26 protein-coding genes and 1 tRNA gene are annotated in these 26,120 nt (G+C 48.6%); 4 read left to right on the top strand and 23 right to left on the bottom strand.

Annotation, left to right across the window (positions count from 1 at the left end):
- Positions 1-10 precede the first annotated feature (10 nt).
- The 3 genes from asnB (at position 11) to OEZ43_12870 (ending at position 3,007) form a co-directional block, all read left to right on the top strand.
- On the top strand, positions 11-2,023 hold the full coding sequence (gene asnB, locus OEZ43_12860) for an asparagine synthase (glutamine-hydrolyzing) (protein MDH5546478.1): 2,013 nt from the start codon (positions 11-13) through the stop codon (positions 2,021-2,023).
- A gap of 157 nt (positions 2,024-2,180) precedes the next feature.
- Entirely contained in the window at positions 2,181-2,441 is a 261-nt protein-coding gene (locus tag OEZ43_12865; GenBank protein ID MDH5546479.1) for a hypothetical protein, read from the top strand.
- Between the two features lie 113 nt (positions 2,442-2,554).
- Positions 2,555-3,007 carry a CBS domain-containing protein gene (locus OEZ43_12870; protein MDH5546480.1) on the top strand — a complete coding sequence of 151 codons (453 nt, stop codon included), beginning with the start codon at positions 2,555-2,557 and terminating at the stop codon, positions 3,005-3,007.
- 31 nt (positions 3,008-3,038) lie between these two features.
- On the opposite strand, the gene OEZ43_12875 is transcribed toward OEZ43_12870, so the two are convergent.
- The 22 genes from OEZ43_12875 to OEZ43_12980 form a co-directional block, all read right to left on the bottom strand.
- Positions 3,039-3,464, bottom strand: a complete 426-nt coding sequence (locus OEZ43_12875; GenBank protein ID MDH5546481.1) for a DUF2802 domain-containing protein — start codon at positions 3,462-3,464, stop codon at positions 3,039-3,041.
- 54 nt (positions 3,465-3,518) lie between these two features.
- Positions 3,519-3,995 carry a chemotaxis protein CheW gene (locus OEZ43_12880; GenBank protein ID MDH5546482.1) on the bottom strand — a complete coding sequence of 159 codons (477 nt, stop codon included), beginning with the start codon at positions 3,993-3,995 and terminating at the stop codon, positions 3,519-3,521.
- Between the two features lie 85 nt (positions 3,996-4,080).
- Positions 4,081-5,103, bottom strand: coding sequence for a chemotaxis protein CheW (locus OEZ43_12885; protein ID MDH5546483.1), 1,023 nt, complete (start codon positions 5,101-5,103; stop codon positions 4,081-4,083).
- Positions 5,100-5,894 carry a ParA family protein gene (locus tag OEZ43_12890; protein MDH5546484.1) on the bottom strand — a complete coding sequence of 265 codons (795 nt, stop codon included), beginning with the start codon at positions 5,892-5,894 and terminating at the stop codon, positions 5,100-5,102. The genes OEZ43_12885 and OEZ43_12890 overlap by 4 nt, the downstream gene beginning before the upstream one ends.
- A 155-nt stretch (positions 5,895-6,049) precedes the next feature.
- Positions 6,050-7,177, bottom strand: a complete 1,128-nt coding sequence (locus OEZ43_12895) for a chemotaxis response regulator protein-glutamate methylesterase (GenBank protein MDH5546485.1) — start codon at positions 7,175-7,177, stop codon at positions 6,050-6,052.
- Between the two features lie 10 nt (positions 7,178-7,187).
- On the bottom strand, positions 7,188-9,401 hold the full coding sequence (locus OEZ43_12900; GenBank protein MDH5546486.1) for a chemotaxis protein CheA: 2,214 nt from the start codon (positions 9,399-9,401) through the stop codon (positions 7,188-7,190).
- Between the two features lie 9 nt (positions 9,402-9,410).
- Positions 9,411-10,145, bottom strand: coding sequence for a protein phosphatase CheZ (locus OEZ43_12905; protein MDH5546487.1), 735 nt, complete (start codon positions 10,143-10,145; stop codon positions 9,411-9,413).
- A gap of 17 nt (positions 10,146-10,162) precedes the next feature.
- Positions 10,163-10,567: a chemotaxis response regulator CheY gene (cheY, locus tag OEZ43_12910; GenBank protein MDH5546488.1), complete on the bottom strand. Its 405-nt coding sequence runs from the start codon at positions 10,565-10,567 to the stop codon at positions 10,163-10,165.
- Positions 10,568-10,763: 196 nt separating this feature from the next.
- Entirely contained in the window at positions 10,764-11,498 is a 735-nt protein-coding gene (locus OEZ43_12915; GenBank protein ID MDH5546489.1) for an RNA polymerase sigma factor FliA, read from the bottom strand.
- Positions 11,495-12,343 (bottom strand): MinD/ParA family protein, encoded by an 849-nt coding sequence (locus tag OEZ43_12920; GenBank protein ID MDH5546490.1) that lies wholly within the window; start codon positions 12,341-12,343, stop codon positions 11,495-11,497. Before OEZ43_12920 ends, OEZ43_12915 begins: the two co-directional genes overlap by 4 nt.
- Before the next feature lie 22 nt (positions 12,344-12,365).
- Entirely contained in the window at positions 12,366-13,802 is a 1,437-nt protein-coding gene (gene flhF, locus OEZ43_12925; protein MDH5546491.1) for a flagellar biosynthesis protein FlhF, read from the bottom strand.
- A gap of 38 nt (positions 13,803-13,840) precedes the next feature.
- Complete coding sequence (gene flhA / locus OEZ43_12930; GenBank protein MDH5546492.1) at positions 13,841-15,895, bottom strand: flagellar biosynthesis protein FlhA; 2,055 nt, start codon at positions 15,893-15,895, stop codon at positions 13,841-13,843.
- A 67-nt stretch (positions 15,896-15,962) separates the two neighbouring features.
- Positions 15,963-17,099 (bottom strand): flagellar biosynthesis protein FlhB, encoded by a 1,137-nt coding sequence (gene flhB, locus OEZ43_12935; protein ID MDH5546493.1) that lies wholly within the window; start codon positions 17,097-17,099, stop codon positions 15,963-15,965.
- A gap of 23 nt (positions 17,100-17,122) precedes the next feature.
- Entirely contained in the window at positions 17,123-17,899 is a 777-nt protein-coding gene (gene fliR / locus OEZ43_12940) for a flagellar biosynthetic protein FliR (GenBank protein ID MDH5546494.1), read from the bottom strand.
- 3 nt (positions 17,900-17,902) lie between these two features.
- Positions 17,903-18,172 carry a flagellar biosynthesis protein FliQ gene (gene fliQ, locus OEZ43_12945; protein ID MDH5546495.1) on the bottom strand — a complete coding sequence of 90 codons (270 nt, stop codon included), beginning with the start codon at positions 18,170-18,172 and terminating at the stop codon, positions 17,903-17,905.
- A 12-nt stretch (positions 18,173-18,184) separates the two neighbouring features.
- Positions 18,185-18,922 (bottom strand): flagellar type III secretion system pore protein FliP, encoded by a 738-nt coding sequence (gene fliP, locus OEZ43_12950; protein ID MDH5546496.1) that lies wholly within the window; start codon positions 18,920-18,922, stop codon positions 18,185-18,187.
- Entirely contained in the window at positions 18,922-19,371 is a 450-nt protein-coding gene (fliO, locus tag OEZ43_12955; protein MDH5546497.1) for a flagellar biosynthetic protein FliO, read from the bottom strand. Before fliO ends, fliP begins: the two co-directional genes overlap by 1 nt.
- Before the next feature lie 2 nt (positions 19,372-19,373).
- Entirely contained in the window at positions 19,374-19,790 is a 417-nt protein-coding gene (gene fliN, locus OEZ43_12960) for a flagellar motor switch protein FliN (protein ID MDH5546498.1), read from the bottom strand.
- 9 nt (positions 19,791-19,799) lie between these two features.
- Entirely contained in the window at positions 19,800-20,798 is a 999-nt protein-coding gene (gene fliM, locus OEZ43_12965) for a flagellar motor switch protein FliM (GenBank protein ID MDH5546499.1), read from the bottom strand.
- 7 nt (positions 20,799-20,805) lie between these two features.
- Entirely contained in the window at positions 20,806-21,315 is a 510-nt protein-coding gene (locus OEZ43_12970; protein ID MDH5546500.1) for a flagellar basal body-associated FliL family protein, read from the bottom strand.
- 216 nt (positions 21,316-21,531) lie between these two features.
- Positions 21,532-22,599 carry a response regulator gene (locus OEZ43_12975; GenBank protein MDH5546501.1) on the bottom strand — a complete coding sequence of 356 codons (1,068 nt, stop codon included), beginning with the start codon at positions 22,597-22,599 and terminating at the stop codon, positions 21,532-21,534.
- A 117-nt stretch (positions 22,600-22,716) separates the two neighbouring features.
- A complete protein-coding gene (locus tag OEZ43_12980) occupies positions 22,717-24,153 on the bottom strand; it encodes a hypothetical protein (GenBank protein ID MDH5546502.1) in 1,437 nt (478 codons plus the stop codon).
- Positions 24,154-24,370: 217 nt separating this feature from the next.
- On the opposite strand from OEZ43_12980, the gene OEZ43_12985 reads away from it, so the two are divergent.
- Positions 24,371-24,447 (top strand) — tRNA-Arg (locus OEZ43_12985).
- A gap of 211 nt (positions 24,448-24,658) precedes the next feature.
- On the opposite strand, the gene OEZ43_12990 is transcribed toward OEZ43_12985, so the two are convergent.
- Positions 24,659-26,116, bottom strand: a complete 1,458-nt coding sequence (locus OEZ43_12990) for an AAA family ATPase (protein MDH5546503.1) — start codon at positions 26,114-26,116, stop codon at positions 24,659-24,661.
- Between the last annotated feature and the right edge of the window lie 4 nt (positions 26,117-26,120).

Raw genomic sequence — 26,120 nt, forward strand, 5'->3', positions numbered from 1 at the left:
GGTAGTCACTATGTGCGGTATCGCCGGAATTTTTCATGCCGAACTATCCAAACCTGTAGATGCACAAACCCTGGTCGCGATGGCAGCCATCCAATATCATCGCGGACCTGACGGCTTCGGTTACAAAATTGTCGACAACAAAGGCGTCGGTTTCAGTCATGCGCGTCTGTCGATAATCGACCTGGATGAGAATCGCGCGCGTCAGCCGTTTTTTTCGCATGACAACAATCTGCTGCTTACCCACAACGGCGAGTTCTACGACTACAAGCGCATACGTGCCGACATGACATCGCGCGGCGCGCGCTACAGTAGCAAGAGCGATTCCGAAATGGTCTTACACCTTTACCCTGAATTGGGTCTGGAAGAAATGCTCAAACACCTGCGCGGCGAATTTGCATTTGCCTTGTTCGATAAGCGTCAAGACCGCCTGATGCTGGTGCGAGATCGTTTCGGGATTAAACCGCTGTATTGGACTCAGGCCGGAGACACGCTGGTATTCGGGTCGGAATTGAAAGTCCTGTTTGCCCATCCCGAAGTGTCACGCAAGATCGATACACAAGGCCTCTATCATCAACTCATGCAAACCATTGTTCCTGGCAGTACGCCGTTTGAAGGCATACAACAGGTACGTCCCGGACACATGCTCATCGTTGAGCGCCGTCATGGAAAACTCAAGATCGAAGAACGCAAATACTGGGACATGGATTTTCCGACCATGGACGAGCGCGCGCAGGTCGAAGACGATGAGTTTTATATCGAAGGTGTGCGCCAACAATTGCTGGAAGCCGTCCAACTGCGTCTGGAGGCAGATGTTCCTGTTGCCTGTTATCTTTCAGGCGGTATCGATTCGTGTTCCATACTCGGCCTGTCTTCTGCCAGTCAGCAATCACCGGTAAAGGCCTTTACGATCGGTTTCGACGATGCCGAATATGATGAGACGGCCATAGCCCAGGAGATGGCGCAAACCGTTGGCGCCGATCACGACATCATGATGCTCAAGGCAGATCATCTTTACGACAATCTGGAACGCACCATCTGGCATACCGAGCGTTCCATCTACAACACGCTTGGCGTTGCCAAACTGCTGATGAGCGAGTACGTAAACAAGTCCGGATACCGTGTCGTCGTCACCGGCGAAGGTTCCGATGAACTCTTCTCCGGCTATCCCGCCTTTCGGCGCGATATGTTTTTATACGGACTCGATCACCTGTCCCAAAGCGAGCGTGCTAGCTGGGAACAAATGCTCGGGGAAAGTAATAAGCTGTTCACGGGCGCCATGCTCGCCGACGAAGAGTATCGCGACCCGGCATTGGATAAGTTAGTCGGCTTCACCCCTAGTTGCCTGCAACCCTGGCTGAATAGCTCCAGGCATGCCCTGGGACTTATGCATCCCGATCGTTCTCAGTCGATGAGCGACTATCGTCCCGGCGACAGCCTGGCAGCAAATCTCGATGCCGATATGATTGACGGCCGACATCCACTGGACAAGGCGCAATACGTTTGGATCAAGACTCAGTTAGAAGGCCAGATCCTGACCTGGGGTGGTGACCGTGTCGACATGGCTAACTCCATGGAGGCGCGCCCGGCCTTTCTCGATCACCACCTGGCGGAGTTTGCCTGTGCGATTCCACCTTCCATGCGCATCCGTGGGCGTACAGAAAAATACGTATTGCGCGAGGCCATGAAAGGACTGTTACCAAAAGTACTTTATGAGCGTGAGAAGTTTGCTTTTATGGCCCCGCCAGCGCATACCGATCCCAGGAAATGGCAGGCCATGAAGGCCCTGGCCGATGACTTTCTTTCGCCTTCGTCTATCGAAGATGCCGGCTTACTCAATGCCGATGGCGTCGCCTCCCTGTTCTCCCTGCACGAAAGTGCTGACACGCCTGCTGCGACCCAGGTGCAACTGGATGCTGTCATTAATCATATGCTTAGCGTGCAAATCATGCATCGTCGACTGGTAGCCGACGACATTCCGAGGCTGGCGAAACAGAAGGCGGAACAGTTAGGCTGGCGCGTGTGAAGAAAGGCTTTGACCGTGTGCAAAACGAAGCTGCTCAGTCATTCAGGCATGATATTTTCTGATAGACTCGATCACCTTATTTCACTTTTATTTTTTAAAAAAAAGCAGATATTAGCGCTGTACGAGATCGTTCGTACTTCTTTTTCAGGAGAGTTATATGCGCTACATCCCACTTTTTTTGGGCTTGTTTCTATCCAGTGCCGTAATGGCAGAAGAAACCATGAAGAACTGGCCGTTAAAGGGTGAAAACGAGTCAGCCGCCGAAGTCCAGGCGGCCTATAAAGAACAATGTGAAGCTTGGTCAAAACAACGCGCCGAAGAAGGCATTAAAGCCGATGCCGACTACATCAACAAATGCACGCAAGGCATGACCGCAGTTTGGCCAGTTGGCGTAGACAATAGCAGTAGTGGCGAGTAAGCGGTTGTCGACCGGTTTTGCACAAAACCCCGCCTTGCGGGGTTTTTTAATGCCTAGCGAAAAGAATCCATCTGGCGCTATACTCTGTGCAGAAATTAGGAGGAAGCCTAGCCGTGAAAATTGGAGCACTCTGTCGTCAGCAATACCAGGTCGTGGAGGTTGAAACCTCTGTAGCGGAAGCTAGCCAACGGATGAATGATGCCCATATCCATGAGGTCATTGTGGTACGTCGATCGGAGATGGGTAACATACCCATCGGCACGCTTACCGACCATGACATCACTGCCGAACTTGCCGATGAAGAAGTCGACCTACGCGAAATCAGCGTGCGGGATGTCATGAGTTTCAATATATTGCTCGCCTATGACTTTGAGGACTCCAGCACTATCATCGAGCGCATGCGCGCCGATGGCATACACCGCCTGCCCGTCGTGGATAAAAACGACGTCTTGCTTGGCGTAGTTTCACTAAACGACCTGGTGAATATTCCTGCTGAAAGTGGTAAGGATTTATCGACAATGTTGAGTCATCCGCATGAAGGACAGGCGAACCAATCCCTGAATTAGCGTATGTTTGCGGCGTAGGTTCGAGGAGAGATCAAACGGTTTGTTGTAGCGGCTCATCTTCATGGATTTTTTGCAACAGGCTGAGCAATTCAATTTCACCTTTACTCAGACCGCTGGTCTCGGAAACTGATTCAACGGTTGCGCCATCGCGTATCATCCGTATGGCATGTTGATAGGTCTGATAGGAAGGGTCTTTCAAGGTCAGTTGATCCTGCGCCTCCTCCAGCTTGGACATACGACGTTCTATCAGTTGCAAGCGCTTGCCCACACCCTTGGAAGAATCGTACAAACCCTTCACATCCCAGGAAAGCTCATTCATACGCTTATAAATTTCAGCGTTTTTCATTTTCTCCTCAGCAAGACGTTTGAGAAAGATGGCGGTAATCGCCATATTTGAAAGCGCCAGTATGGCGACCGCCGCCAGACCTAAAAGAATTGGGTTAAATTCGTATAACATACATGATCACTATAACTTGCCTGATATAGACAAAGAGACGGGACACGCCGTTTATCAAAAACCCGTCATGTCCTGTAGTTCTTCATTATTAAAAAGTCGATTCAGATCGACGAGGATTAATAGCTTCCCGTCCATGCTGGTCACGCCCTGTATAAAACGCGAGGCATCTTCGCTTCCAACATTGGGTGCCGCCTCAACCTGCGACTGGGGGATATCGACAACTTCAGCAACACTGTCGACTAGCATTCCAACTTCCTGCCCATCCACATCGATAATCACAATTCGAGAGGAATCTGTCGTTTCAGTTGGCGGCAAACGAAATCGTTTACGCGCATCCATTACAGTCACGACGTTGCCGCGTAGATTGATGATGCCGAGCACGTAGTCTGGCGCGCCAGGCACCGGTGCAATCTCGGTCAGGCGTAATACCTCGCGAACCTGTGTTACGGCAATACCATACGTCTCCGTAGCCAGGTGAAAGGTTACCCAACGTTGGGTAGGATCTTCTTTCGTTTTGGTTTCAACAGCCATATGCATTTCCCGTCGTGCAATGAAATTGAATGAAAAATTAATACAACAATACTAGTCTGGAGTACTCGCTCTAAAACACCAGGCGTTAACGTGGTATTTCAAGCTGCTGTCCCATCATTTCCAACAAACCCTGGCCATCGAGTAAAAACGTGCGCATCGAACGCACATTACCCGCCATCCACGGGGACTCCTCTTTGCTACCACGCCATGTGACCTGGCGCTGGTTGATCTCGACCATATCCTGAACTTCGTCGCATAATATTCCAACCGCGACGCCTTTGAGCCAGATAATAAACTGTTCTGTGGCGGCAACACGCAAGGCATGCATGCTCTGGGGAATAAATAGTCTACTGCCATCAACAACCAAAGCGCGTCCCTTGCCAGGTCGGTTGTATTCAAATATCCAGGGTGCGGCACCGGCAACAGGCGTAAGCTCTCTGTTTGGTTTGTCGATGTTTTCAAGCTCTGTCACTGAAATCATCAACTGCATTTGCGCCACGCGAAAACGCATCATTGAAAATCGGTCGCTGGCATAGTTGGGTATGATCTGTTGAGTGGTCTCGAATATAATCGGCTTCGGTGCTGTAACCGGCGATTTCGCCTCGATGACTCCTGCACGTCTAAGTTTGGCCAGTGGTGTATCGTCGAGCTCATCATCACGCGTAATCGCGTAGGACAGCATTTTTTCAGCCTCAGCGATCACTTCCGGATCATCAGAACAATCGCGGTATTCCACGGTGGAGCGATCATCCTCATTGTCGTTGTCTTCTACTTCATCGTCTGAAAAACGGTAGCCGTCGATATCATCGTTCTCGATTTCAAGTTGCTCGGATTCGAGAAGATCGCTTTCATCGCTTTGTGCCTCATGCATTTCTAAGTCATGTGCTACAGCTTCCGGTATGCCGAGGTGTTGAGGCGATGCAGACAACTCCGCACTTTCTTCCACTTGATGGTTGCGCCCGGCGCCAACCAGTCCTGCGATATTTTCCGCAGCGCGTGCGGCACTAATCGATTCGTCGGCCTGGGTTTCCTGCAACAATACGTTTAAATAATCCATTACAGCGTCGGACTGCGCACTTAATTTCTTTTCTTTAGTATTGCTACTCATGATGCATTGGCCCAACGATGAGGTGTTTGTCGTACCTCAGATTTAAGAAGTGTCTGCAAAAGCTTTCGGTACGCTATCGCGCCACGCGCTTTTGGAAAGCTCAATGTCAGCGGCATATGTTGCGCACTGGCATCGCGGAAGCGGGTATCGACTGGAATAAATCCATCCCACAACTCATTTGGAAACTGGTGTTGTAAAATTTCCAGGCTGTCATTAGAAGCGCGCGTACGCGCGTCGAACATGGTCGGCACGATCAGATAGGGCAATTTGTCCTGACGCGACTTACTAACCATATCCAGGGTATTAACAATACGTTCCAGGCCTTTCAGGGCGAGATATTCTGTCTGCACAGGAATTATCAGTCGTTGACATGCGGCAAGCGCATTCACCATGAGTATGCCCAACACAGGCGGACAGTCCATCAACACATAATCATAGCGATCACTAAATGTTTTCAACACTTGGGAAACAACCAGACCTTTCCCAGCCTGTACGCCTAATTGTCTGTCCAGGGTTGCCATCGCGGAAGAAGCGGGAATCAAGTCGAGATTCTCGACCGGTGTTTTGACTATGACTTTATCCTGTTCCGTTGGATCATCACCAAACAATCCGTACACACTGTGTTCGATGGTATCGGGGTTTAAACCAAAATAAGAGGTCAATGAACCGTGAGGATCCAGGTCAAGTAACAAGACACTACGCCCCACTACTGCCAGTGGACCGGCGAGATTGACCACCGTGGTTGTCTTACCAACGCCGCCTTTTTGATTCGCTACTGCCCAGACTTTCATCGCAATACCTTCGGAAAATCATTCATACATCGGAAATACACTCAACAATGCATATGAAATGCCAGTGTTTGTCATGAGAGGCCTAAAGAAACGGTCTATATAGAAGGTGAGTACATGTTCACAACGGTAGATTCGAGGTAATCGTTTGCTTTCGATCAAATTTCCTGAACAAGCGTATCGCCAACAACACCTAGCGCAAGCACCTTATCAACGATGCCAGCTTCTTTAACCGCAGCAGGCATACCGTAAACCACGCAGCTGACCTCGTCCTGTACCCAGATTGTGGCACCTAGTTTCTTCAATTTTTTGGCGCCTTCCCGTCCATCAGCGCCCATGCCGGTCAACACCAATGCTAAAACATCGCCGCCAAACGCATCGGCAACTGACTCGAAGGTAATATCAACACTCGGCTTATAGGTAGAATGCATGTCTCCCTCTCCCAGTTTGATAGTCGCTTCAGAACCACGTTTTTTGACGATCATCTGTTTTCCACCGGGTGCGAGATAGGCAACACCCGGTTTTAACATATCGCCGTCTTGTGCTTCTTTAACATGGATTTGGCATATCTCATCGAGTCGTTGAGCAAAAGCAGGGGTAAACGTTCCCGGCATGTGTTGGACCAACAATACCGGTACATGAAAATCCTGAGGCAATTTGGATAAAACCTCTTGCAAGGCAGCTGGCCCTCCAGTGGATGTTCCAATGGCCAACACGGAATATTGCTTTCCGGTTTTTCTGTGTCGAACCGACTCGCGACGCTCTGGTTGCGCAACAGGTGCAGGTTTAGGTTCAGGCGCTCTCGGTTTTGTTTCTGTGACCGCCGCCTTGGGCCTTTCCCGTTTCTTCTCCCACGGTACAGGTGGAGGACTAACTGGCTGAATCACTGCACCCTTGGCAATGCTGATAATTCTTTCACACAGCATTTTTTTCGCTTCGTCTTTATTGCGCGTAATGTCTTCGAAACGTTTGGGAAGAAAATCGATGGCTCCCGCCTCAAGCGCGGCGAGAGTTGCACGCGCGCCTTCCATCGTAAGTGATGAAAACATCAAAATTCGGCTGGGACAGGAACTCATAATTTTGCGCGTCGCGTCTATGCCGTTGAGGTTTGGCATTTCGACGTCCATGGTAATGACATCCGGCTTAAGCTTTATGACTTTTTCTACGGCCTCATTGCCGTCTTCAGCAGTGTCTATAACTTCAATCTGCGGATGTTCATTGAGTATATTGCTGATCTGTCGTCGAAAGAAGCTGGAGTCATCAACGACTAAAACCCGTACGGGCATACTGTTCTCCTCACGCTCGCCTTACATAGGCTTTCATCAAACTGGGGACGTCTAGTATCAAGGCAATACGACCGTCACCGGTGATAGTCGCGCCGGACAATCCTTTGGTGCCATGCAACATTGCGCCTAAGGGTTTTATAACCACTTCTTCCTGGCCAACCAAGGTTTCAACCACAAAACCCGCGCGTTGATCGCCAATCGCGACCACAACGACGTGTCCATTGTTTGGATGCGCTTTCAATTTTCCATCTTTTTCAAGCCAATCACTCAAGAAGTAAATCGGCAACGGCCTGTTACGCAACATAATCACTTTCTGGCCATCGACGATGTTGGTGTTTGAAAGATCAAGATTGAAAATTTCGCTGACGCTGACTAATGGCAATGCAAAGATTTGCGTTCCGAGCATTACCATCAGCGTTGGCATAATCGCCAGGGTCAAGGGCACTTTGATACTCAAGCGAGTACCGTGTCCCAGTGCAGAATCAATATCCACAGAACCATTGAGCTGTACGATGCGTGTTTTGACGACATCCATGCCCACGCCGCGACCAGAGATATCAGAAATTTCATCTTTGGTCGAAAATCCCGGCGCAAAAATTAAATTATAGGCATCCCTGTTATCCATCCTCGCTGCCGCTTCTTCATCCATCAGACCTTTTTCAACCGCTTTCTGACGAAGGCGATTGGGATCCATCCCGGCACCATCATCCTGTATGGTTAACAGAATGTGATCACCCTCTTGCTCTGCCGATAGTATGACCGTACCAGCGCGCGGTTTACCGTTTCTCTCGCGTGTCTCTGGCTCTTCGATTCCGTGATCAACGGCGTTGCGCACCAGGTGAACCAGCGGATCAGCCAACGCTTCCACCAGGTTTTTATCCAGATCGGTGTCTTCACCACGCAGCTCCAGATTGACTTCCTTTTTAAGGCTGCGCGCAAGATCTCGGACCACGCGAGGAAAACGACCAAAAACCTTTTTGATCGGCTGCATGCGCGTCTTCATTACAGACGTTTGCAAATCGGCGGTGACGAGATCCAGATTGGCTATCGCTTGCGAGAATTCTTCGTTACCTTGATTCAGCGTACTCTGCAAGGTAACCAGACGATTACGCGCCAATACTAACTCACCAACCATGTTCATGATGTCGTCGAGTCGTTTGGTATCAACGCGTACTGTACTTTCACCCTGTGGCGCGGCATCTTTCGCTGCCTTTCCCGCCGCGGGTTTCGCAGCGCTTTCAGCGGGTTTTGTTGGCGCCGGTGCAGATTTGGTTGGAGGCGCTGTGACAGCAGAAGATGCTGCAGGACTTCGCGCTGCAGGCGCGGCTACTGCTTCGGCATGAGCTCCACTAAATTGTCCCTTGCCATGTAATTCATCGAGTAAATCTTCAAATTCGTCTTCCGAAATTTCTTCGCTGGAAACAGGCTTTGCTGGAGCGGCGGCGACTTCGCCCGGCGCTCCCTCGACCATGCCGAACTTTCCTTTTCCGTGCAAATCATCCAGCAAGCTTTCAAATTCGTCTTCAGAAATATCGTCACTGGTACTTGGTACTGCCGCTTCACCACTGGCTTTAAACTGCCCCTGGCCATGCAGCTCATCGAGCAGGCGATCGAATTCCTCTTCGGTAATCTCATCGGATTCTGGCGCAGCTGGAGGTGCTGCTGCATCAGCGCTAGCCTGGCTAGCGGTGTCCTCATCCAACGCATTCATCAGTTGCGCGAATTCCTCGTCGCTAAAATCGCCATCGGGTGTCGGTGCAGGCGTTTTGCTTGCAGGAGCTTGTTCAACAACGGGGGCGGGTGCTACGGGAGGCGCTTGCGCAGTTTCAGCAGACCCGTCATCTTTCAACAGCGCCTTTAACTGTACGATCAGTTCAGGATCTGCAGCATCAGGTTCAACGCGCTGGTGCAGACTTTCGAACATGGCGTTCAGACTATCAAGCACGCGCAACATCACATCCATGAGATGTGCTGTTACGGACTTTTCACCATTGCGTAACAGATTAAACACATCTTCGGCAACGTGACAAACTTCAACGAGCGACGTCAGACTAAGAAAGCTTGCGCCGCCCTTTATCGTATGGAAACCACGAAAAACTGCATTGAGCAGGTCTGTATCAGTCGGGCTCTGCTCAAGATCGACAAGCTGCTCCTGCAGCTTTTCGAGAATCTCGCCAGCCTCAACTAAAAAGTCCTGTAATAGTTCTTCGTCTTCAAATGACATCATTCATTCCTAGAAACCGAAACTTGACAATAAATCATCAACCTCGTTCTGCCCTGAAACCACGTTGTCGCCTTCCATGCCTGGCACCTGCGGCCCGTCAAGACCACCGGTGTTCACACTTCCTTCACTCTCACGTTTGATACTGCTTCCACCTAGCTTGATCAGCTCGACCAGACTGCTTTCGACTTCTGACACCAGCTTGATAACCCGCTTTATAATCTGTCCGGTGATATCCTGGAAATCCTGGGCCATGAGTACATCGTTTAGATTGTTCTTGACCATATCCATATCATTACCGGCGCTGACAAAAAAGGCCTGCAGGTTACGACTCAAATCCCGAAACTGTGCGGGATTGAGCTCGCGATGCGTAAACTTCTCCCAAGTTTTTCCGAAACTGCCAATAGTATCTGACAGCGCATCACATACAGGCGTCACCGCTTCGATTGCATTCAAGGTGCGGTGCGCGGCTTCATCGGTTTTGGTTATAACGTAGCTCAAACGTTCTCTTGCATCAGGTATCTCCTCCTGCGCAAGACTGTTAATTCGTTCATCGTATCTGAAGCTGTTTAGTGCTTCGTGAAATTCGCGAGTCAGTTTTCCCAATTCGCGGAACAAGTGGGACTCTCTTAGATCTGTCAGTTGCGCGATGCATGCATCCACCTTCTCGTTATTGCCTTCCTCTAACTGAGCAACGAGATCGCGGGCGATGGCAAGTAATTCGCTGTCTTCTGGCTTTTCACTCATTCCTGGTGCCTCTTCCCTTACTTGCTCGCATTTACCCGTTCAAAAATCTTATCTATTTTTTCCTTCAGGGTTGTTGCAGTGAAAGGTTTGACTATATAGCCGTTGACGCCGGCCTGAGCAGCCTCGACGATTTGTTCCCGCTTTTGCTCAGCAGTTACCATAAGGACAGGCAAATGCGCTAGCTCTGGATCAGATCGAACATTTTTCAACAGTTCAATACCGGTCATACCCGGCATATTCCAGTCAGTTACCAGAAAATCAAATTTTCCTGATTTCAGCATGGGCAATGCAGTCGATCCATCATCCGCCTCCTGGGTATTGTTAAACCCCAGATCCCTGAGCAGATTTTTGATAATCCGTCGCATCGTAGAAAAGTCATCCACAATGAGGATTTTCATATTCTTATCCAAGGTAACCTCCAGACCTAATCTAAGCTTCCTTCACTTGTATCGACACATAATTGTTAAATATTTAATACTTGTCTTACAGGAAGTTGGAAAAAAACAAACAATCTTCGTTTGTCATGCACAGTGGGGTGTTTCGCAGAAATATTAATGTGCCCGTGTTTTTCCAAAACCGGAAAACACAGGAATTGGGAGACCATCAGTCTAAAATCGCTTACTCTTCGTTATCCCAATTGGCCATGCGGGATTGAAGACGGATCACAGCCTGGCTGTGGATTTGACAGACACGGGATTCACTAACCCCTAAAACATTACCGATTTCACGCAGATTGAGTTCTTCGTCATAGTAAAGGGCCATAACGAGTCGTTCACGCTCCGGCAGACTTGCAATAGCATCTGCAAGATAGCGTTTAAAGTCATCCCGTTGAAGTCCATCCAACGGCGTACCGATATCATCACTTAGCGAATCTGCTAGCGATTCCTCGCCCGGCGTTATGTCATCAAAACTCATGACGCGATAACCACTGGCCGCTTGCAGTATCTGATGATATTCATCAATAGAAACATTCAGTAATTTCGCTACTTCATGGTCACGCGCATCACGTCCGGTTTCGTTTTCGATGACTCGTATCGCATCTGCGACCACGCGAGCCTTTTTATGCACTGAACGAGGCGCCCAATCGCTACGACGTATCTCATCCAACATTGCGCCACGTATGCGAATTCCCGCATAGGTTTCAAAACTCGCGCCCTGTGTTGAATCATAGTTACGTGATGCTTCCAACAAGCCGATCATACCAGCTTGTATTAAATCATCTGGTTGTACGCTTGGGGGTAAACGACTAATAAGATGATAAGCTATTCGCTTTACTAAAGGCGCATACTTGGCAACGGTTTCGCTATCGCTAGGTTGACCGGTAACTTGTTTATAGGTAGCGACTCCGCTCATAGTGAGGCCTCCACTGGAATCCGACTCGCTTGTATCAAACGTTCAATAAAAAATTCGAGATGTCCTGATGCCACGACAGGCATAGGCCACTTATCGGCTTTCTGTGCGAGATTCTTGAATGCAATCGCAGATTTTGATCTTGGATAAGCTTCCACCACCGGTTTTTGCCGCTGTATCGCCTTTCTGAGCAAGGGATCAAAGGGCATAACACCAAAATACTTCAGGGTAACATCGAGAAAACGTTGAGAGACTTTCAGCAATTTTTCGTACAACTCCCGCCCTTCCTGTACGCTATTAACCATATTCGCCAAAACATGAAACCGTTGAACACCGTATTCACGGCTTAGCAATTTAATTAATGCATAGGCATCGGTAATCGATGCCGGTTCATCGCAGACTACGACAAGAACTTCCTGTGCCGCGCGACAAAAGCTGACAACTGACGAGGAAATTCCAGCGGCCGTGTCGATGACAAGCGTGTCGATGCGATCATGCAATTCACTAAATGCCCGAATCAAACCGACAGACTGGATTTCATCCAGCTCCGCCATCGCCTTGGTTCCCGATGATGCTGGCACCACTTTCAATCCCAGTGGCCCTGTAACAATAATTTCCGACAAACTGCGTTCACCGCTAATCACATGTTGCAGATTGTAAGGGCTGTGCAAACCCAGCAAGACGTCCACATTGGCCATACCGAGATCTGCATCGAGTAACATGACCTCGCGTCCCATGGATTGAAAGGCCAGCGCCAGATTTATCGATACATTCGATTTACCCACGCCACCTTTACCGCTCGCAACTGCGATGACGCGTACCGGTTTGTGCTTTCGCATCTGGCGCAATCCCGCCGCCTGGTCCTGAAACTTATGCCAGGTCATCGCTCACAATCTCCCCAAATGCCATCTGTAATACATCGTCGTCGGCTTTTTGATGCTTGCTGTTTAACAGGGAAACTGCGCGCTTTACCAATTCAACGCCACGCGCACGATGTAGATCTTCAGGCACGCGTTGACCATCACTGATATAACTGACAGGTAGTTGGTGATGCATAACGGTCGACAACACACCGCCGATGCTCAAGCTTTCATCCAGTTTGGTAATAATACAGGCTTCAAGTACCGCTTTCTTGAACGACGTGATGGTCTCGTCAAGCGCCTGAATTTGCGTTGAGGCCGAAACCACCAACAACGTTTTAATTGAATTCGAGCCTTCATTTAACATCGCGAACTGCTCGGTCAAACGCAGGTCGCGTTGCGACATGCCAGCGGTATCGATCAATATGAGTTGCTTGTCATAAAGACTTTTGAGAGTTTTTTTCAATTCCTGCACATCTGATGCAATTCGTACGGGTGTACCCAAAATTCGCCCAAACGTGCGCAGTTGCTCTTGCGCGCCGACACGATAATTATCCGTCGTAATAAGCGCAATGCCTTTCGTTCCGTGAGACAAGGCATATCGTGCAGCCATTTTCGCTATCGTAGTCGTCTTTCCAACACCAGTAGGTCCGACCAGCGCAAACACACCACCGTTTTGCACAATGTCATCTTCGACTGTAGGAATGTTTGCCGAGAGTAGCTTCATCGCGTTACGCCAGATGATTTCGAAAGTCGCCTCATATTGCACGCGATCTGCCAACCGTCTTGCTGTTGCGGGACTCAATCCCAACTCATACAAATGGCGTAACAACTTGGCCTTTTTCGGCATGCGTTTGCTGAGTTCGTTCCAGGCGAGACTGGAAAGCTGGTTTTGCAATAAACCTTTAATGTCCTGTAATTCTGTCCAGAGTTTCCCGAGATCCTTATCTGTCGTTTTGCTCGGCGCACTTGTTTCAGCTACCGGCTTTTTCGCGACAGGCTTTTTTACCGTTCTATCCGGCGTGGACTGTCCGCCGAAACGCTCTTCAACGGTGTCTTTAAATTTTTCCAGCCATTCCTGCGAAACCTGTCCAGTCTCGTTTCTGGATTCCGATTTCTGTCTTTTCTTCGACGCTGAAGAAAAATTGTAGCGATCCTCGGTGGGCAGTTTGTCATAACCAGGAAGTGGTTCAGTGGTCGCCGTCGGCGCGCTGGAATAGGTATTTAATTCTGCCTCGCGTTTTTCGCTACGCGCGAGTTCGCGTTCGATAATGGCATCGGTATTCTGTGAATCGAAAATAGATTCGTCGTAATCTATTGCGGCAATCACTTCGACACCGTTACTAAGACTACGATTGGATATGATGACTGCATCCGCGCCAAGCTCCGCGCTCACCATATTGATGGCGGTGCGTATGTCCGGTGCATTAAAGCGCTTCAACTTCATCTACAACTTCCTCAGTCTTTTCATATATACACGGTCTCTCACTTACCAACCGTCGCCACAACTTTTATCTGTTTGTTGTCCGGTACTTCGTTATAAGACAGGACATGCAGATTTGAGATTGAACGTCTGGCGAATCGCGCCAGTAAGGCTCTGAGCTGCGGTGCAACCAGCAGTACCGCCGGTTGGCCCGCCATCTCCTGACGCTGGGCCGCGTCTAAAAGGGAACTGTTCATCTTCTCAGCCAGCCCCGGTTCAAAACCCGCTTCATGACTACCGGAGGCCTGAACCGTCTGGAGCAATAACTGTTCCAGTGATGGGTCAAGCGTAATCACCGGCAACTCTTCCTCCAGACCATTGATATGCTGGAGAATTGAACGACTTAGCGCCTGTCTGACGGATGCGGTCAGATAGTCTGTGTCCTGACTAGTTGTCGCCGCATCCGCCAAAGTTTCGGCGATAGTGCGGATATCTCTGATAGGTATTTGTTCCATAAGGAGATTTTGCAGCACTTTAAGCATTGCACCGAGTGATAAAGTATTGGGAACCAGCTCTTCCACCAGCTTCGGCGCGGTTCTACCCAGATTGTCCAGTAGCTGTTGAGCCTCTTCTCGTCCCAACAATTCATGGGCATGGCCCTGTAACACCTGGGACAGATGAGTGGCCACTACCGTGCTGGCATCAACCACCGTATAGCCTAGCGTTTGTGCATGATCTCTTTGTCCGCGCTCTATCCAAACGGCATCCAATCCAAAGGCCGGGTCCTTACCTGGAACCCCCTGTAGCTTGCCAAAAACCTGCCCTGGATTGATGGCCATGTCCCGGTCCGGATAGATGTCGGCTTGACCGACGGGTACGCCATGTAAGGTGATGCGATAGGTGTTCGGGTTGAGTTCAAGATTGTCACGAATGTGTACTGGCGGAATGAGAAAGCCCAACTCTTGGGATAATTTTTTGCGCACACCCTTGATTCGCGCCATCAACTCACCACCCTGGCTTTTATCGACCAGGGGAATCAAGCGATAACCCACTTCCAAACCAATGAGGTCTACCGGTATCACATCATCCCAACTCAACTCCTTGGGCTGCTGGGCCTGTTTCTCGGTTTCCATCGGCACAGGGGCTTCTTCTACCTGCGGTTCCTGACGGAGTTGCCACCAGGAACCCGCGCCGGCGAGTAGTGCTAGCGTAAGAAATGCAACATTTGGCATGCCGGGAATAACACCCATGGTGCCCATGATGCCGGCGGTGATGGCCAGAGTGCGAGGCGAACGAAACAGCTGCGATACCATCTGCCCACCCAATTCCTGCTCGGATGACACACGCGTAACAATGATTGCAGCGGCCGTAGAAAGTAGTAGCGATGGAATCTGTGCAACCAGTCCATCACCGATAGTCAGCAAGGTATAGTTCTTGGCGGCCTCATCAAACGGCAAGCCATGTTGCAACATGCCTATGATCAATCCACCGACGATATTGATAAACAGTATCATGATGCCGGCGACGGCATCGCCGCGCACGAATTTACTCGCACCATCCATCGAACCGTAAAAATCGGCCTCACGTACGATTTCGTCGCGGCGCTCTTGCGCCTGCTCCTGGGTGATCAGTCCCGCATTCAAATCCGCATCGATGGCCATTTGTTTACCCGGCATCGAATCCAAGGTGAAGCGTGCGCTGACTTCTGAGATACGGCCACCACCTTTGGTGACCACGACGAAATTGATAATCACAAGAATGGCAAATACAACAAAACCGACAGCGTAGTTGCCGCCGATAACGAATTCACCAAAGGCTTCGATTACCTGGCCAGCCGCACCGGTCCCGGTATGTCCTTCCAACAACACCACCCGCGTCGAAGCAATATTGAGTGCGAGACGCATTAAGGTCGCGAAGAGCAGCACGGTTGGAAAAACCGAAAACTCCAAAGGTCGATTGACATATACCGAGGCGAGCAGAACAACTAATGAGAGTGAAATACTGAACGTAAACAACATGTCTAGCAAAAATGGCGGTAACGGTAACACCAGCATCGCCAGTATAACCACCAGCGCCGCAGGAACGCCTAAACCGCTACGACTCAGAATCTGAAAGATCTGTGCTGCTTTTTGTTGGTTTTCCTGGAGAGTTGCCACGCCTTGTTTCTACCTTGTCCAGCTCATATTAGTGGTCGCGACGTAAATCATCGGGAATAGGAACGTCTTCGAGTGTTATAGGCTTTGAAAAATCTGTACCAGGTCGACGACGTAAATCGAATATATAAGCGAGAACCTTGGCCACAGCCACATACAGGCCGGATGGAATTTCTTCGCTGACTTCTGTGCTGTAATAAATTGCCCGTGCTAACGCAGGAGAAGACAATAACGGCACACTATTGGCGCGTGCGATTTCGCGAATTTGCGCCGCAATCAAGTCTGCGCCTTTAGCGACGACAATAGGCGCCCCACCCCGTTTGTCATCATATTTCAAGGCAACCGCAAAATGCGTCGGGTTAGTAATGACGACGTCGGCCGTGGGTACTTCAGCCATCATGCGACGTCTATGCATTTCAAACTGTACCTGGCGGATACGTGACTTGGTTTCGGGACTACCCTCAGTCTGTTTGTGTTCCTGCTTGACCTCTTCCTTGGTCATCATCAATTGCTTTTTGTTATCCCACAACTGAAACGGCGCATCGATCGCTGCAATAACAATTAACACCGACGACAAAATCAAAAAAAACCAGGTAAGATCTTCACCGATGGTTTTCAATGCTGGCCTGAGCGATTGATAACCGACTGACAAGATATCGTTTGCCTGCCAATACAACAAAGCAACCGCGGCAGCGCCAACCAGCGTCACTTTTCCTATCGCCTTCAATAATTCAATCAGGCCTTTTACGCCGAATATTCGTTTGATTCCGGAAATGGGATTCATCTTACTGAACTTGGGCTGCATGGCCTGCAAACTAAAGTTCCAACCGCCAATTGACAGCGAAGATATAAACGCTACTGCAATCATTACTGCAAAGAAAGGTACTATCGCCCACAGACCTTCGAGTATTTGTTCCTGAAACACCAAACTCATGTATCGGTCATCAAATACTTTAATGCGTTCCGGGCTAAGGCTATCAATTAGTATCGCCATTAAATCCCGTATCAACTCATCACCGAGCAACATCAGCGTCGCCGCCGACGCAATCATCATGAAAAAAGTATTAAATTCGCGCGAACGCGGAACCTGACCCTTCTGGCGGGCCTGCTCAATTCGTCGCCCCGTGGGGTCTTCTGATTTTTCTTGACCGTCTGCGTTTTCTGCCATTGCGTTATACTGTCAGTGAAAATCTAGTGTTGATTGACCAAACCCTTAACCGCCGTAAAAGCATCCGTTGAAATAATTTCAAACTGCGCCAATACCACGGGTAGAGTCATCATTAAAATGTAAAACCCACCGGTAATCGTGACCGAAAAACCGACGGCAAATATGTTTAGCTGCGGCGCGGCACGACCCATTACACCCATCGCCATGTTTACCAGTAATAAGGCAGTAATCGCAGGTAATGCGACAAGCACTGCACCAGAAAACATTTTCGTACCCCAATTCGCCAATTCCCAATATCCTGCGACTTCTATACCCGAGGCGGCGATTGGTAACGAAAAGAAACTATCCGAAACAACACCGATCAAGGCCAGGTGTCCATCAAGTCCCAGAAAAATCAGTGTAACCATCAATACAAAAAACATCGCCAGTACCGGCGTCTGAGATCCATTAATGGGATCCACCATGGTGGAAAAACCGAGTCCCATTTGCATGGCAATCACCTGTCCGCCGATTACAAATACCGCAAATACCAAATGAAAAATAAATCCCATCACGACGCCGATCAGAATTTGATGGAGGATTAGTAAGGCACCTTGAATGCTAAGCGTATCGATTTGTGGAACGGCAGGAATGATCGGTGCGACGATAACGGTGATTCCCAACGCAATGGCCAGTCGCGCCCTGACCGGAATAAAGTTGGAACTGAATGCGGGCATTGCGGTAACCATCGCAGCGATGCGCACAAACGGCCAGAAGTAGCTACCAAGAAGACCACCGATTTCCTCGCTGGTAAACAACATACATCAACCCAGTAAATAGGGAATGTCGGTAAACGTCCTTTCCAGGTAGGCCAGCATCAATGACAACATATACGGCCCGGCAAGCATCAGTGTCGCCAGAGTAACGAGTAATTTTGGAATAAAAGAGAGCGTCATTTCGTTGATCGAGGTCGCTGCCTGAAACATACTCACTAGCAAACCGACTGCGAGTGCAGGTAGCAATATGATAGACACCAGTATAACTATAATTTCAAGCGTGTGTCGAAACACATCAAGTACCATCTCCGGCGTCATGGCCTTGTCTCCTTATACATAGAAACTCGACGCGAGCGTCCCCATAATCAGAGACCATCCATCGACCAAAACAAACAACATAATTTTAAACGGCAGCGCGATCATCATTGGTGACAACATCATCATACCCATAGCCATGAGCACGCTGGCAACGACTAAGTCAATAACCAGAAATGGAACATAAATCAAAAATCCCATAGTGAAGGCGGTTTTGAGTTCACTGGTAATAAACGAAGGAATCAACAGACGAAAAGGAATTTGCTCTGCAGACTCTAATGGTGGATGACCTGAAATCTTCATAAACATTTCAAGGTCAGATTCCCGTGTCTGGCCAATCATAAATTCTCTAATCGGCTGTTGCGCTTTGGCGAAGGCAACATCAATCTCAATCTTTTCTTCCATATAGGGAGAAAGAGCATCTGCGTATATCTTTTCAAAAACGGGCGCCATAATAAAGAAGGTCAAAAACAAGGCGAGACCAATCATGACCTGACTTGATGGCGCCTGCATCAAGCCGATTGCCTGACGCAAAATGGAAAGCACAATAACAATACGCGTAAAGGCAGTCAGCATCATCAGACCTGCAGGCAGCAGTGTGATCAAGGTCATCAAAGCGACTATTTGCAAGGTCAGGGTATAGGTCTGTGAACCGTTGGGATTTGTCGTAACCGACATCGCAGGAATACCGGGATCCGCCGCCAGACTAATGCCAGGAATCAACAGCAACAAGATCAGAATACGCAATGCCATCACTTTGCCTTCCATTGTTTAATTGCCTGGTTGAGTTTGGTCGAAAAACTTTCGCCTGTCGTATCGACGCCAGCAACAGACACTGGATTTTCCAATACATGTAGTGTTTGTATCGATGAAGAAGTAACGCCTACCAGTACTTGTTGTTCACCTACTTGCAAAAGCAAAACTTTTTCACGACTTCCGATATTTAATCCGCCAATAATTCTTAAAGATTGACTAGATACTGTCGATACATTACCGAATCGACGCAGAAACCAGGCGCTACCAAAAATGGCGAAAACAACAAATAAAAGACCAATCGTCACCTTTAGCATACTGCCGCTGACATCCATCGCAGATGCGCTCGACATTTCACTGGCACGCATAGGGCCCTCTTCTGCCAAACCCAATACCGGGAACACGATCAACAGGCAGAAGATCGTTATCAAAAGAGTAGATTTTTTCATGTTCAGGTTAGTTTCTGGATGCGCTCCATTGCGGTGATAACATCTGTGAGACGGATACCAAATTTCTCATTGACCACAACAACCTCGCCATGGGCAATCAAGGTACCGTTTACGAGTACGTCCAACGGTTCACCCGCAAGACGATCGAGTTCAACAACAGACCCTTGGTTTAACTTCAAAAGATTTCGAATACTGATTTGCGTGCGGCCGATTTCCATCGAAATAGTGACCGGAATATCAAGTATCATGTCGAGATCGACAGCATCTCTGTCATCATCGCCGATTCCGTCAAAACCTATAGGCGCAGAACCACCACCGCCCAGCAACTCATTCGCAGAACCGCCACCTTCGGCATCAGCCTGTTCCGCCAGCGCATCGGCCCACGGATCATCATCACCCGGTTCATTCGGCTCAGCCATAAGCTTCTCCTATTGCTCACTTGCCCGGTGAGACCCGGGACTCTTAATCGGCGCCACAATACGCAGCGCCTTCTTTCCTTTCGCAACGCCAACTTCAGCGCGAAAAACAGGTACGCCTGCCGCTCGAATACTGGTAGTTTTTGGCACCTCGATAGAGATGACATCGCCAACCTCAAGATCTCTCACCTGTCTCAACGTCAACTCTGTTTCAGACAGAATAGAAGACAGCATTAACTTGGCGTCCATAATTTCTTCCTTTAGCGCCTGTGACCAACGCTCATCCATTTCCACGTGGTCACTCAAGACACCGGCATCGAGCAGTTCTCGAATCGGCTCAAGCATTAAATATGGAAGACAGATATGCATTTCACCGCCGCCGCCTTCCAGTTCAATATTGAAAGAACTGACCACGACGACTTCACTTGGGCTTACGATATTGGCGAAATGGGGATTTACCTCAGCACTGAGAAATTCAAAATCCACCTCTAGTACCGGTGCCCACGCCTCTTTCAAATCGTTAAACGCGCGATATAAAATATTCTCAACAATACGTAGTTCAACAGGTGTAAATTCACGTCCTTCAATCTTGGTATGAAAACGCCCTTCACCACCAAAGTAGTTATCAACCATGATGTAAACTAATTTGGGATCGAAAACGAATAGCCCTGTACCGCGTAATGGGCTCATCTTGATCATATTCAGGCTGGTGGGTACAAACAGACTATGTACATATTCGGCAAACTTCATCATCTGCACGCCGTTTACAGATATTTCCGCAGAACGACGCAGTTTGCTAAATAAACTCACCCGGAAAAATCGCCCAAAACGCTCATTAATCATCTCAAGCGTGGGCATACGACCGCGAACGATGCGGTCCTGGCTAGCGAAGTCGTAGGTTGTTAATTCGTCATCAAGCCCTGTCCCGGTTTCCGATTCAATATTCCCACTAGATACGCCGTGTAACAGGGCATCAATTTCGTCTTGGGATAAAATATCAGGGCCTGACATTGCGCACCTACTGCGTTACAAAGCTGGTGAAATACAAGGCTTCCAGCGCATTCGCTTTGCCTGTTTCTTCTTCAATCAATCTGTTTATTTCGCTAAGCGCCGCCGTTCGCATTTTCTCTTTGCCTTCCGACGTATAGAGCGTTTCTGCTTCTTGCGAACTGAATAACAACAATAAATTATTGCGGATGATAGGCGCGTGATTTGTTAATTCTTTCAATGCTTCCGGATCACGAGACATCACTTGAATTTCGACCTGTAGAAAGCGCGTGCGACCACGTTCCTTGAAATTGACAACAAAGGCTGGATCTAGTGGAAAGTAAATCGCCGGTCCTTCCGCGTTCTTACCTTGAGGCTCAGCATGTCCACCACTGCCACCCATACCCAGTGACTTCACCAGAAAGAACACGCCCCCCATGCTGACGGCGACCAGGAGCACTGCCCCAATAATCATTGCCATCACCAGTTTCATTGGTGAGCCGGACGACGCTTGTGGCGTATTCGTCGCTTCTTCAGCCATATTCCGTAACCTTAACGAGTGGATGAGATCAAACGGGATAAAAGCAAGAGGGGTGCCAGCGATTCAAGAAAAGGATTTTATTTAAATATCAAAGACTTTAGCGGGCCAACAGGCGCAGTGACAGAGATTTGACTTCATCTTTCCACTAGATTTGCGCCGAATCAATGGCTGCGGCATAAACTCGGGAGAAATTTTTTATGTCAAAAAAACAAAACCTTAGACAGGTTCAGCATAGGTGTTGCGAATCTCGAGTATACCTTCGATGTTTTCTTTAAACAGCTCAACTATCTCTGGATCGAAATGGTGGCCACTCTCCCGGTATACAAAATTTGTGGCGTCTTCTACTGTCCAGGCCTTTTTATAAGGACGTTCCGAAGTGAGCGCATCAAACACGTCCGCCAACGCCACAATTCGGCCAATCAGGGGTATCTCCTCCCCCTTCAAGCCCTGCGGGTAACCCGAGCCGTCCCATTTTTCATGATGGGTATAGGCGATGTCAGCGGCCAGGTTTAGCAAGCCTGACTCATGTCCTGACAATATCTCTCGTCCGATAGAAACATGAGTTTTCATAATTTCCCATTCATCTGCGTCTAATTTGCCGGGTTTAAGCAGGATCTTGTCCGGAATTCCAATTTTCCCAACATCGTGCATTGGGCTGGCATTTAACACCAACTCACACTGATCTCGGTCCAGACCCGCGGCTCGCGCCAGCAAACTCGCGATTCTACTCATGCGAATTATGTGCAGACCGGTTTCATTATCACGATATTCCGCAGCGCGTCCCAGGCGTTTAATTATTTCCAAACGCGTTGACTCCAACTCCTGCGTCCGTTCCCGCACTTTTTCTTCTAATGAGCGATTCTGATCACGAATTTGATTGTGCAAAACACGAACTTCCAACATATTACGAATTCGCGTGCTGAGCTCGGTGCGGTCAAATGGTTTGGTGAGATAGTCGCGGGCGCCTGCTTCCAGGGCTCGCAGGCGAGAAACCCGATCGGTTTGTGCTGTAAGCACAATGACTGGCAAAAAATCTTCCTGATTATCAATGAATTCCTTCATGGCAGCCATTACCATAAAGCCATCGATCTCGGGCATATTGAGATCTAGCAATACCAGGTCGTGGCGATGTACTTTGAAGAGAGATATGGCCTGGGCGGGATCAGTAGTCGCTGTTATGTGGAGAAAACCATCCAGCTCCAGGCTTTTTTCCAAAAGCTTTACGTTGGCTGGCTGGTCATCGACGACCAGAATGCTGGCATTTTTAAGAATCTCGGTGATCATTTAGTTAAATTTGATACCGTCCTGGTTGGCTACCGCTGGATCTTCCCAAGGATTCTACTTCATATCGTTCAAAATGCCAGCAATTAGCTCCTCTCCATTCGATTAATTTATATCGGTTTATAATCTTGCAGTTACGGGATCTACTTTAGTAGGGAAGCGTCTTTTGAACACGTCCATAAACCCACCACTATTCTGGTTGACCAGTCGATCTGTTCTAATTTCTCTACGGCGTTGCGTTGAGTAAAGCAGCCCCATAATCAGTACACCTAGGAGTACCAGAATGGCGCCAAAACTCTCGCTATAATCTATGTTTTCCAGATTGCTGAAGGAAAACTCATCATTTCCAAAGGACAGAAGATCATCACGAGTCGTCTCGGTGGATGATTTGCCTATGATACTGGTCTTTTCATTGAGTGCGACCGGTTCAGGATTGGCAATAGGAGCCTCGGGCACAACCAGCGTCATTCTTTCCGCAACAAGTTCCTCCAGAAGCTCGATCCTTGCTCTTAAGTCCTCGTTTTCCTTCTTTAAAGCGGTGGCCGTTGCTAAGGAGTCATTCAACTCCTGGCGCATCAATTCTAATTCTTCAGGCTTAATTGCAGACTCTTCGTCGAAAGCAAGCGTGTCTGAATTACCTGGCGCGGATTGCTCCATAGCAACATCACTTGCGCCCTCAATCTTGAACAGACTCGTCGCCACGTCCGTATTGGAAGTTAGATTAGCTCTAGGACCTTGACTCCAAGCCCTTTCCTGCTTGGCAATCAGATTCACCGCGTCCATATGAGCGGTCTCGGCAATCGAATCTTCACTGGCGAGCTTCAGTGACACCCCAGGCAATAATTGATTGATATTGCTCTCTGCAAACGCGTGTGGATTCTGTTTATATATAGCAGCCATCACCTGTTGCAAGGTGAAATCACGACTTGGAACCATTCTACGTGCGATGAAACCAACGATCTCACCACGCTTGACAGGTCCGTAGCTCAGCTTGGACTGTGTATTAACTTTGGTCTCAACTTTAGAGGCCACCGCAACCATAGGCACGGCTGAGGAATTCTGTGGATTATTGGCAACTTTTACTGAATTAACAGTAACTTGCTGCATCGGCGAAATAGTAGTAACTGTGCCGGAAACGCTTTGATCGGACTCTTGAGCAGGCATAAGTAATACATCGTATCCTCGTACCAAGCGCCCACCAGTCCAGTTGGCCTCTACAAAAAAGTGAAAAGCCAGCTCTTGAATGCCGGATTTACTGCTGACATGTACGACCGGCGCTTTGCCGTTCTTTCCAGGCCTGACCTCGAACCTGAGATCCCGCAGGTTGCTATTCAACTCAACCTTGGATTCATCGAATACCGTCTTGTCGGCGAGTTTGACCACCAACCCCTCTAACTCCTGCGGGGTATAGGACGGAATATCAATCTCCGCCTCCAGTGCCTGGCCAAATTCAGACTTCACATGCACGTCGCCTAGACTTAGTGCAAAAGCCGGTGAACTCATTACCAACAAGGTAAACATTTTTGTCAGAAATCGTAAACGTGTCAGGAATCGCATAATTTTACATTCTCTATCACTCTACCCCCGACTATCGTCCAGATTGTGAATTTCCTTTAACAATTTAAGCTAACTTTAACAAACGAAAGGCAAAGAATCCCTCAAAACTATAGACTCAGTACAGCCAGACTCCACTGGCAAATCGACCAATATTTTATGAAATTTGCTGATAACTTGTGTGATATTGAGGGAATTTGTTACTATCTTGCGCTATACAGCCCCGGTAGCTCAGTAGGATAGAGCAGCCCCCTCCTAAGGGGCAGGTCGGACGTTCGAATCGTCTCTGGGGCGCCACACAAGCAATACAGGGCCTCCACAACGGGGGCCCTGTTTGCGTTTACGACCCGTAGATTCGAACGTCCGACCACTCAATCAGTCCGTTCGAGTAGCGAGCAGCGCGAGTGCAAGCCTTTCCGCAGCCAACACCCTAAGGGATTGGCAAAAAATTAAGAGATAAAAAAAACCGGGCCATATTGGCCCGGTTTTTTTACGATTCAGAACAAGATTAATCGTGGTTAGAAGCAAGCTCAGGAGCTTGGCTATCGGAGTATTCTCCGCCACCTTCTGAAGCGACATCGTTGCTCAAACGAGGCTTAATACCTGAATTCGAATCATGCAGATTTTCGAGCAATTGGCGGATATCAAGTAAATGCGACCCACCCTCTCTAGATCTGGCTTCAGCAGGTATTTCATCCAGCGTGTAAATAGGCTCACTACCAGAGCTATGACCATCGGCGCCAGAATCAGTCGAACTATGCGAAGCAGTGTTGCTATGCGATACATTATGAGTAGGTGCCCCATGCGAAACACTTTGTGTTGCCTCGTGTGAGACAATACTCGTCGCTTCACCGTGGGCTATGCTGCTAGTCATTCCTGAGTCTACTGGCTTCTCAGACATTTTTTCAAAAGCGAAAAAAGAAAGTGCTGCAACCAGCGCCGCAACTCCTGCAAGTGTCATGGTTTGTTTTCCAAACAGATGGCCGATACCTTTTGCAGGAGTACCGAAATTAAATTTTTCGTTGTCTTTTTCACCGTCCGAATGACGAACTGACGCCGCCTTTCCAAGCTCTGGACGTAAAGGAATTGCGTCATCAAAAACAGAGTCAAGCTTCTTGCGAAATTCATCTTGACTGGACAACTCTGGCTCGCGAGTTTCCGTTTGATCAACTGCTGTCGAACGCAATTTTTCTATATCGCGACGATTAAATCGATGTATCTGGCGAGACATTCCATATTTCAACAACTGATCACAGTATTGATTTATGATTTTTGGAATACCACCCGTCAATTGATGAAGCGCCACATAGGCATCATCATCAAATGCTGGATCGCCGGCCCAGCCTACAACTTTCAAACGATGAATAATGTAATCAGGCATGTCCAGCAGTTGCAGTGGCTGCAGGGAGCAAGACATCAATACCTGTTGTCTAAAGGCTTCATTTTGTGCAGAAGATAACTTTGCATCCAATTCGCTATTGCCAACCAATACGACTTGCAATAGCCCTTTTTCGTTTAGGCGCAGCGACGATAAAAGACGGATCAGCTCAATGCAGTTTTGCGACATAGTCTCTGCGTTATCAATAGCTAACAGGACTTTCTTGTTTGATTTTGCATGCTCAAGCACAAACCGGTGCAAAACATTAAACAATTCTTTCGGCTGCTGCTCTGTAATGGGAAGATCCAGGGCCGCCAGTATTTCAAGCAAAAAGTCGCCGACTTTTTGTTGTGGGTTTCGAACAAAAGCAACAATGGTGTCTTTGTTCTGTTGACCAAGCAAATGAGTTATCAGCGTGGTTTTACCCATGCCTTCCTCACCAGTCAAAATCAACACTCCGTCAGGCTGCTCAAGACCTGCGCGCATCTGAATCAACGCCCTGTCAAAAGGCACAGAATTGCATAGAAATCTTGGATCTGGCTCCAGGCCGAAAGGCCGCTCTATCAGGTTATAGTATTGTTTATACACGGTT

Source organism: Gammaproteobacteria bacterium (assembly GCA_029881255.1).
GTDB lineage: Bacteria > Pseudomonadota > Gammaproteobacteria > S012-40 > S012-40 > JAOUMY01.

Excerpts from the sequence above, each read along its gene's own strand:
- fliO (MDH5546497.1), bottom strand. The coding sequence starts at position 19,371 with ATGAAAAAATCTACTCTTTTGATAACGATCTTCTGCCTGTTGATCGTG.
- fliQ (MDH5546495.1), bottom strand. The coding sequence starts at position 18,172 with ATGACGCCGGAGATGGTACTTGATGTGTTTCGACACACGCTTGAAATT.
- OEZ43_12905 (MDH5546487.1), bottom strand. The coding sequence starts at position 10,145 with ATGAGTGAAAAGCCAGAAGACAGCGAATTACTTGCCATCGCCCGCGAT.
- OEZ43_12980 (MDH5546502.1), bottom strand. The coding sequence starts at position 24,153 with ATGCGATTCCTGACACGTTTACGATTTCTGACAAAAATGTTTACCTTG.
- OEZ43_12975 (MDH5546501.1), bottom strand. The coding sequence starts at position 22,599 with ATGATCACCGAGATTCTTAAAAATGCCAGCATTCTGGTCGTCGATGAC.
- flhB (MDH5546493.1), bottom strand. The coding sequence starts at position 17,099 with ATGGCAGAAAACGCAGACGGTCAAGAAAAATCAGAAGACCCCACGGGG.
- OEZ43_12875 (MDH5546481.1), bottom strand. The coding sequence starts at position 3,464 with ATGTTATACGAATTTAACCCAATTCTTTTAGGTCTGGCGGCGGTCGCC.
- OEZ43_12900 (MDH5546486.1), bottom strand. The coding sequence starts at position 9,401 with ATGTCATTTGAAGACGAAGAACTATTACAGGACTTTTTAGTTGAGGCT.
- OEZ43_12895 (MDH5546485.1), bottom strand. The coding sequence starts at position 7,177 with ATGCCCGTACGGGTTTTAGTCGTTGATGACTCCAGCTTCTTTCGACGA.
- OEZ43_12885 (MDH5546483.1), bottom strand. The coding sequence starts at position 5,103 with ATGAGTAGCAATACTAAAGAAAAGAAATTAAGTGCGCAGTCCGACGCT.
- fliM (MDH5546499.1), bottom strand. The coding sequence starts at position 20,798 with ATGTCAGGCCCTGATATTTTATCCCAAGACGAAATTGATGCCCTGTTA.
- fliR (MDH5546494.1), bottom strand. The coding sequence starts at position 17,899 with ATGTTGTTTACCAGCGAGGAAATCGGTGGTCTTCTTGGTAGCTACTTC.
- OEZ43_12970 (MDH5546500.1), bottom strand. The coding sequence starts at position 21,315 with ATGGCTGAAGAAGCGACGAATACGCCACAAGCGTCGTCCGGCTCACCA.
- OEZ43_12915 (MDH5546489.1), bottom strand. The coding sequence starts at position 11,498 with ATGAGCGGAGTCGCTACCTATAAACAAGTTACCGGTCAACCTAGCGAT.
- OEZ43_12880 (MDH5546482.1), bottom strand. The coding sequence starts at position 3,995 with ATGGCTGTTGAAACCAAAACGAAAGAAGATCCTACCCAACGTTGGGTA.
- flhF (MDH5546491.1), bottom strand. The coding sequence starts at position 13,802 with ATGAAGTTGAAGCGCTTTAATGCACCGGACATACGCACCGCCATCAAT.
- OEZ43_12865 (MDH5546479.1), top strand. The coding sequence starts at position 2,181 with ATGCGCTACATCCCACTTTTTTTGGGCTTGTTTCTATCCAGTGCCGTA.
- fliP (MDH5546496.1), bottom strand. The coding sequence starts at position 18,922 with ATGGCATTGCGTATTCTGATCTTGTTGCTGTTGATTCCTGGCATTAGT.
- OEZ43_12890 (MDH5546484.1), bottom strand. The coding sequence starts at position 5,894 with ATGAAAGTCTGGGCAGTAGCGAATCAAAAAGGCGGCGTTGGTAAGACA.
- asnB (MDH5546478.1), top strand. The coding sequence starts at position 11 with ATGTGCGGTATCGCCGGAATTTTTCATGCCGAACTATCCAAACCTGTA.
- fliN (MDH5546498.1), bottom strand. The coding sequence starts at position 19,790 with ATGGCTGAGCCGAATGAACCGGGTGATGATGATCCGTGGGCCGATGCG.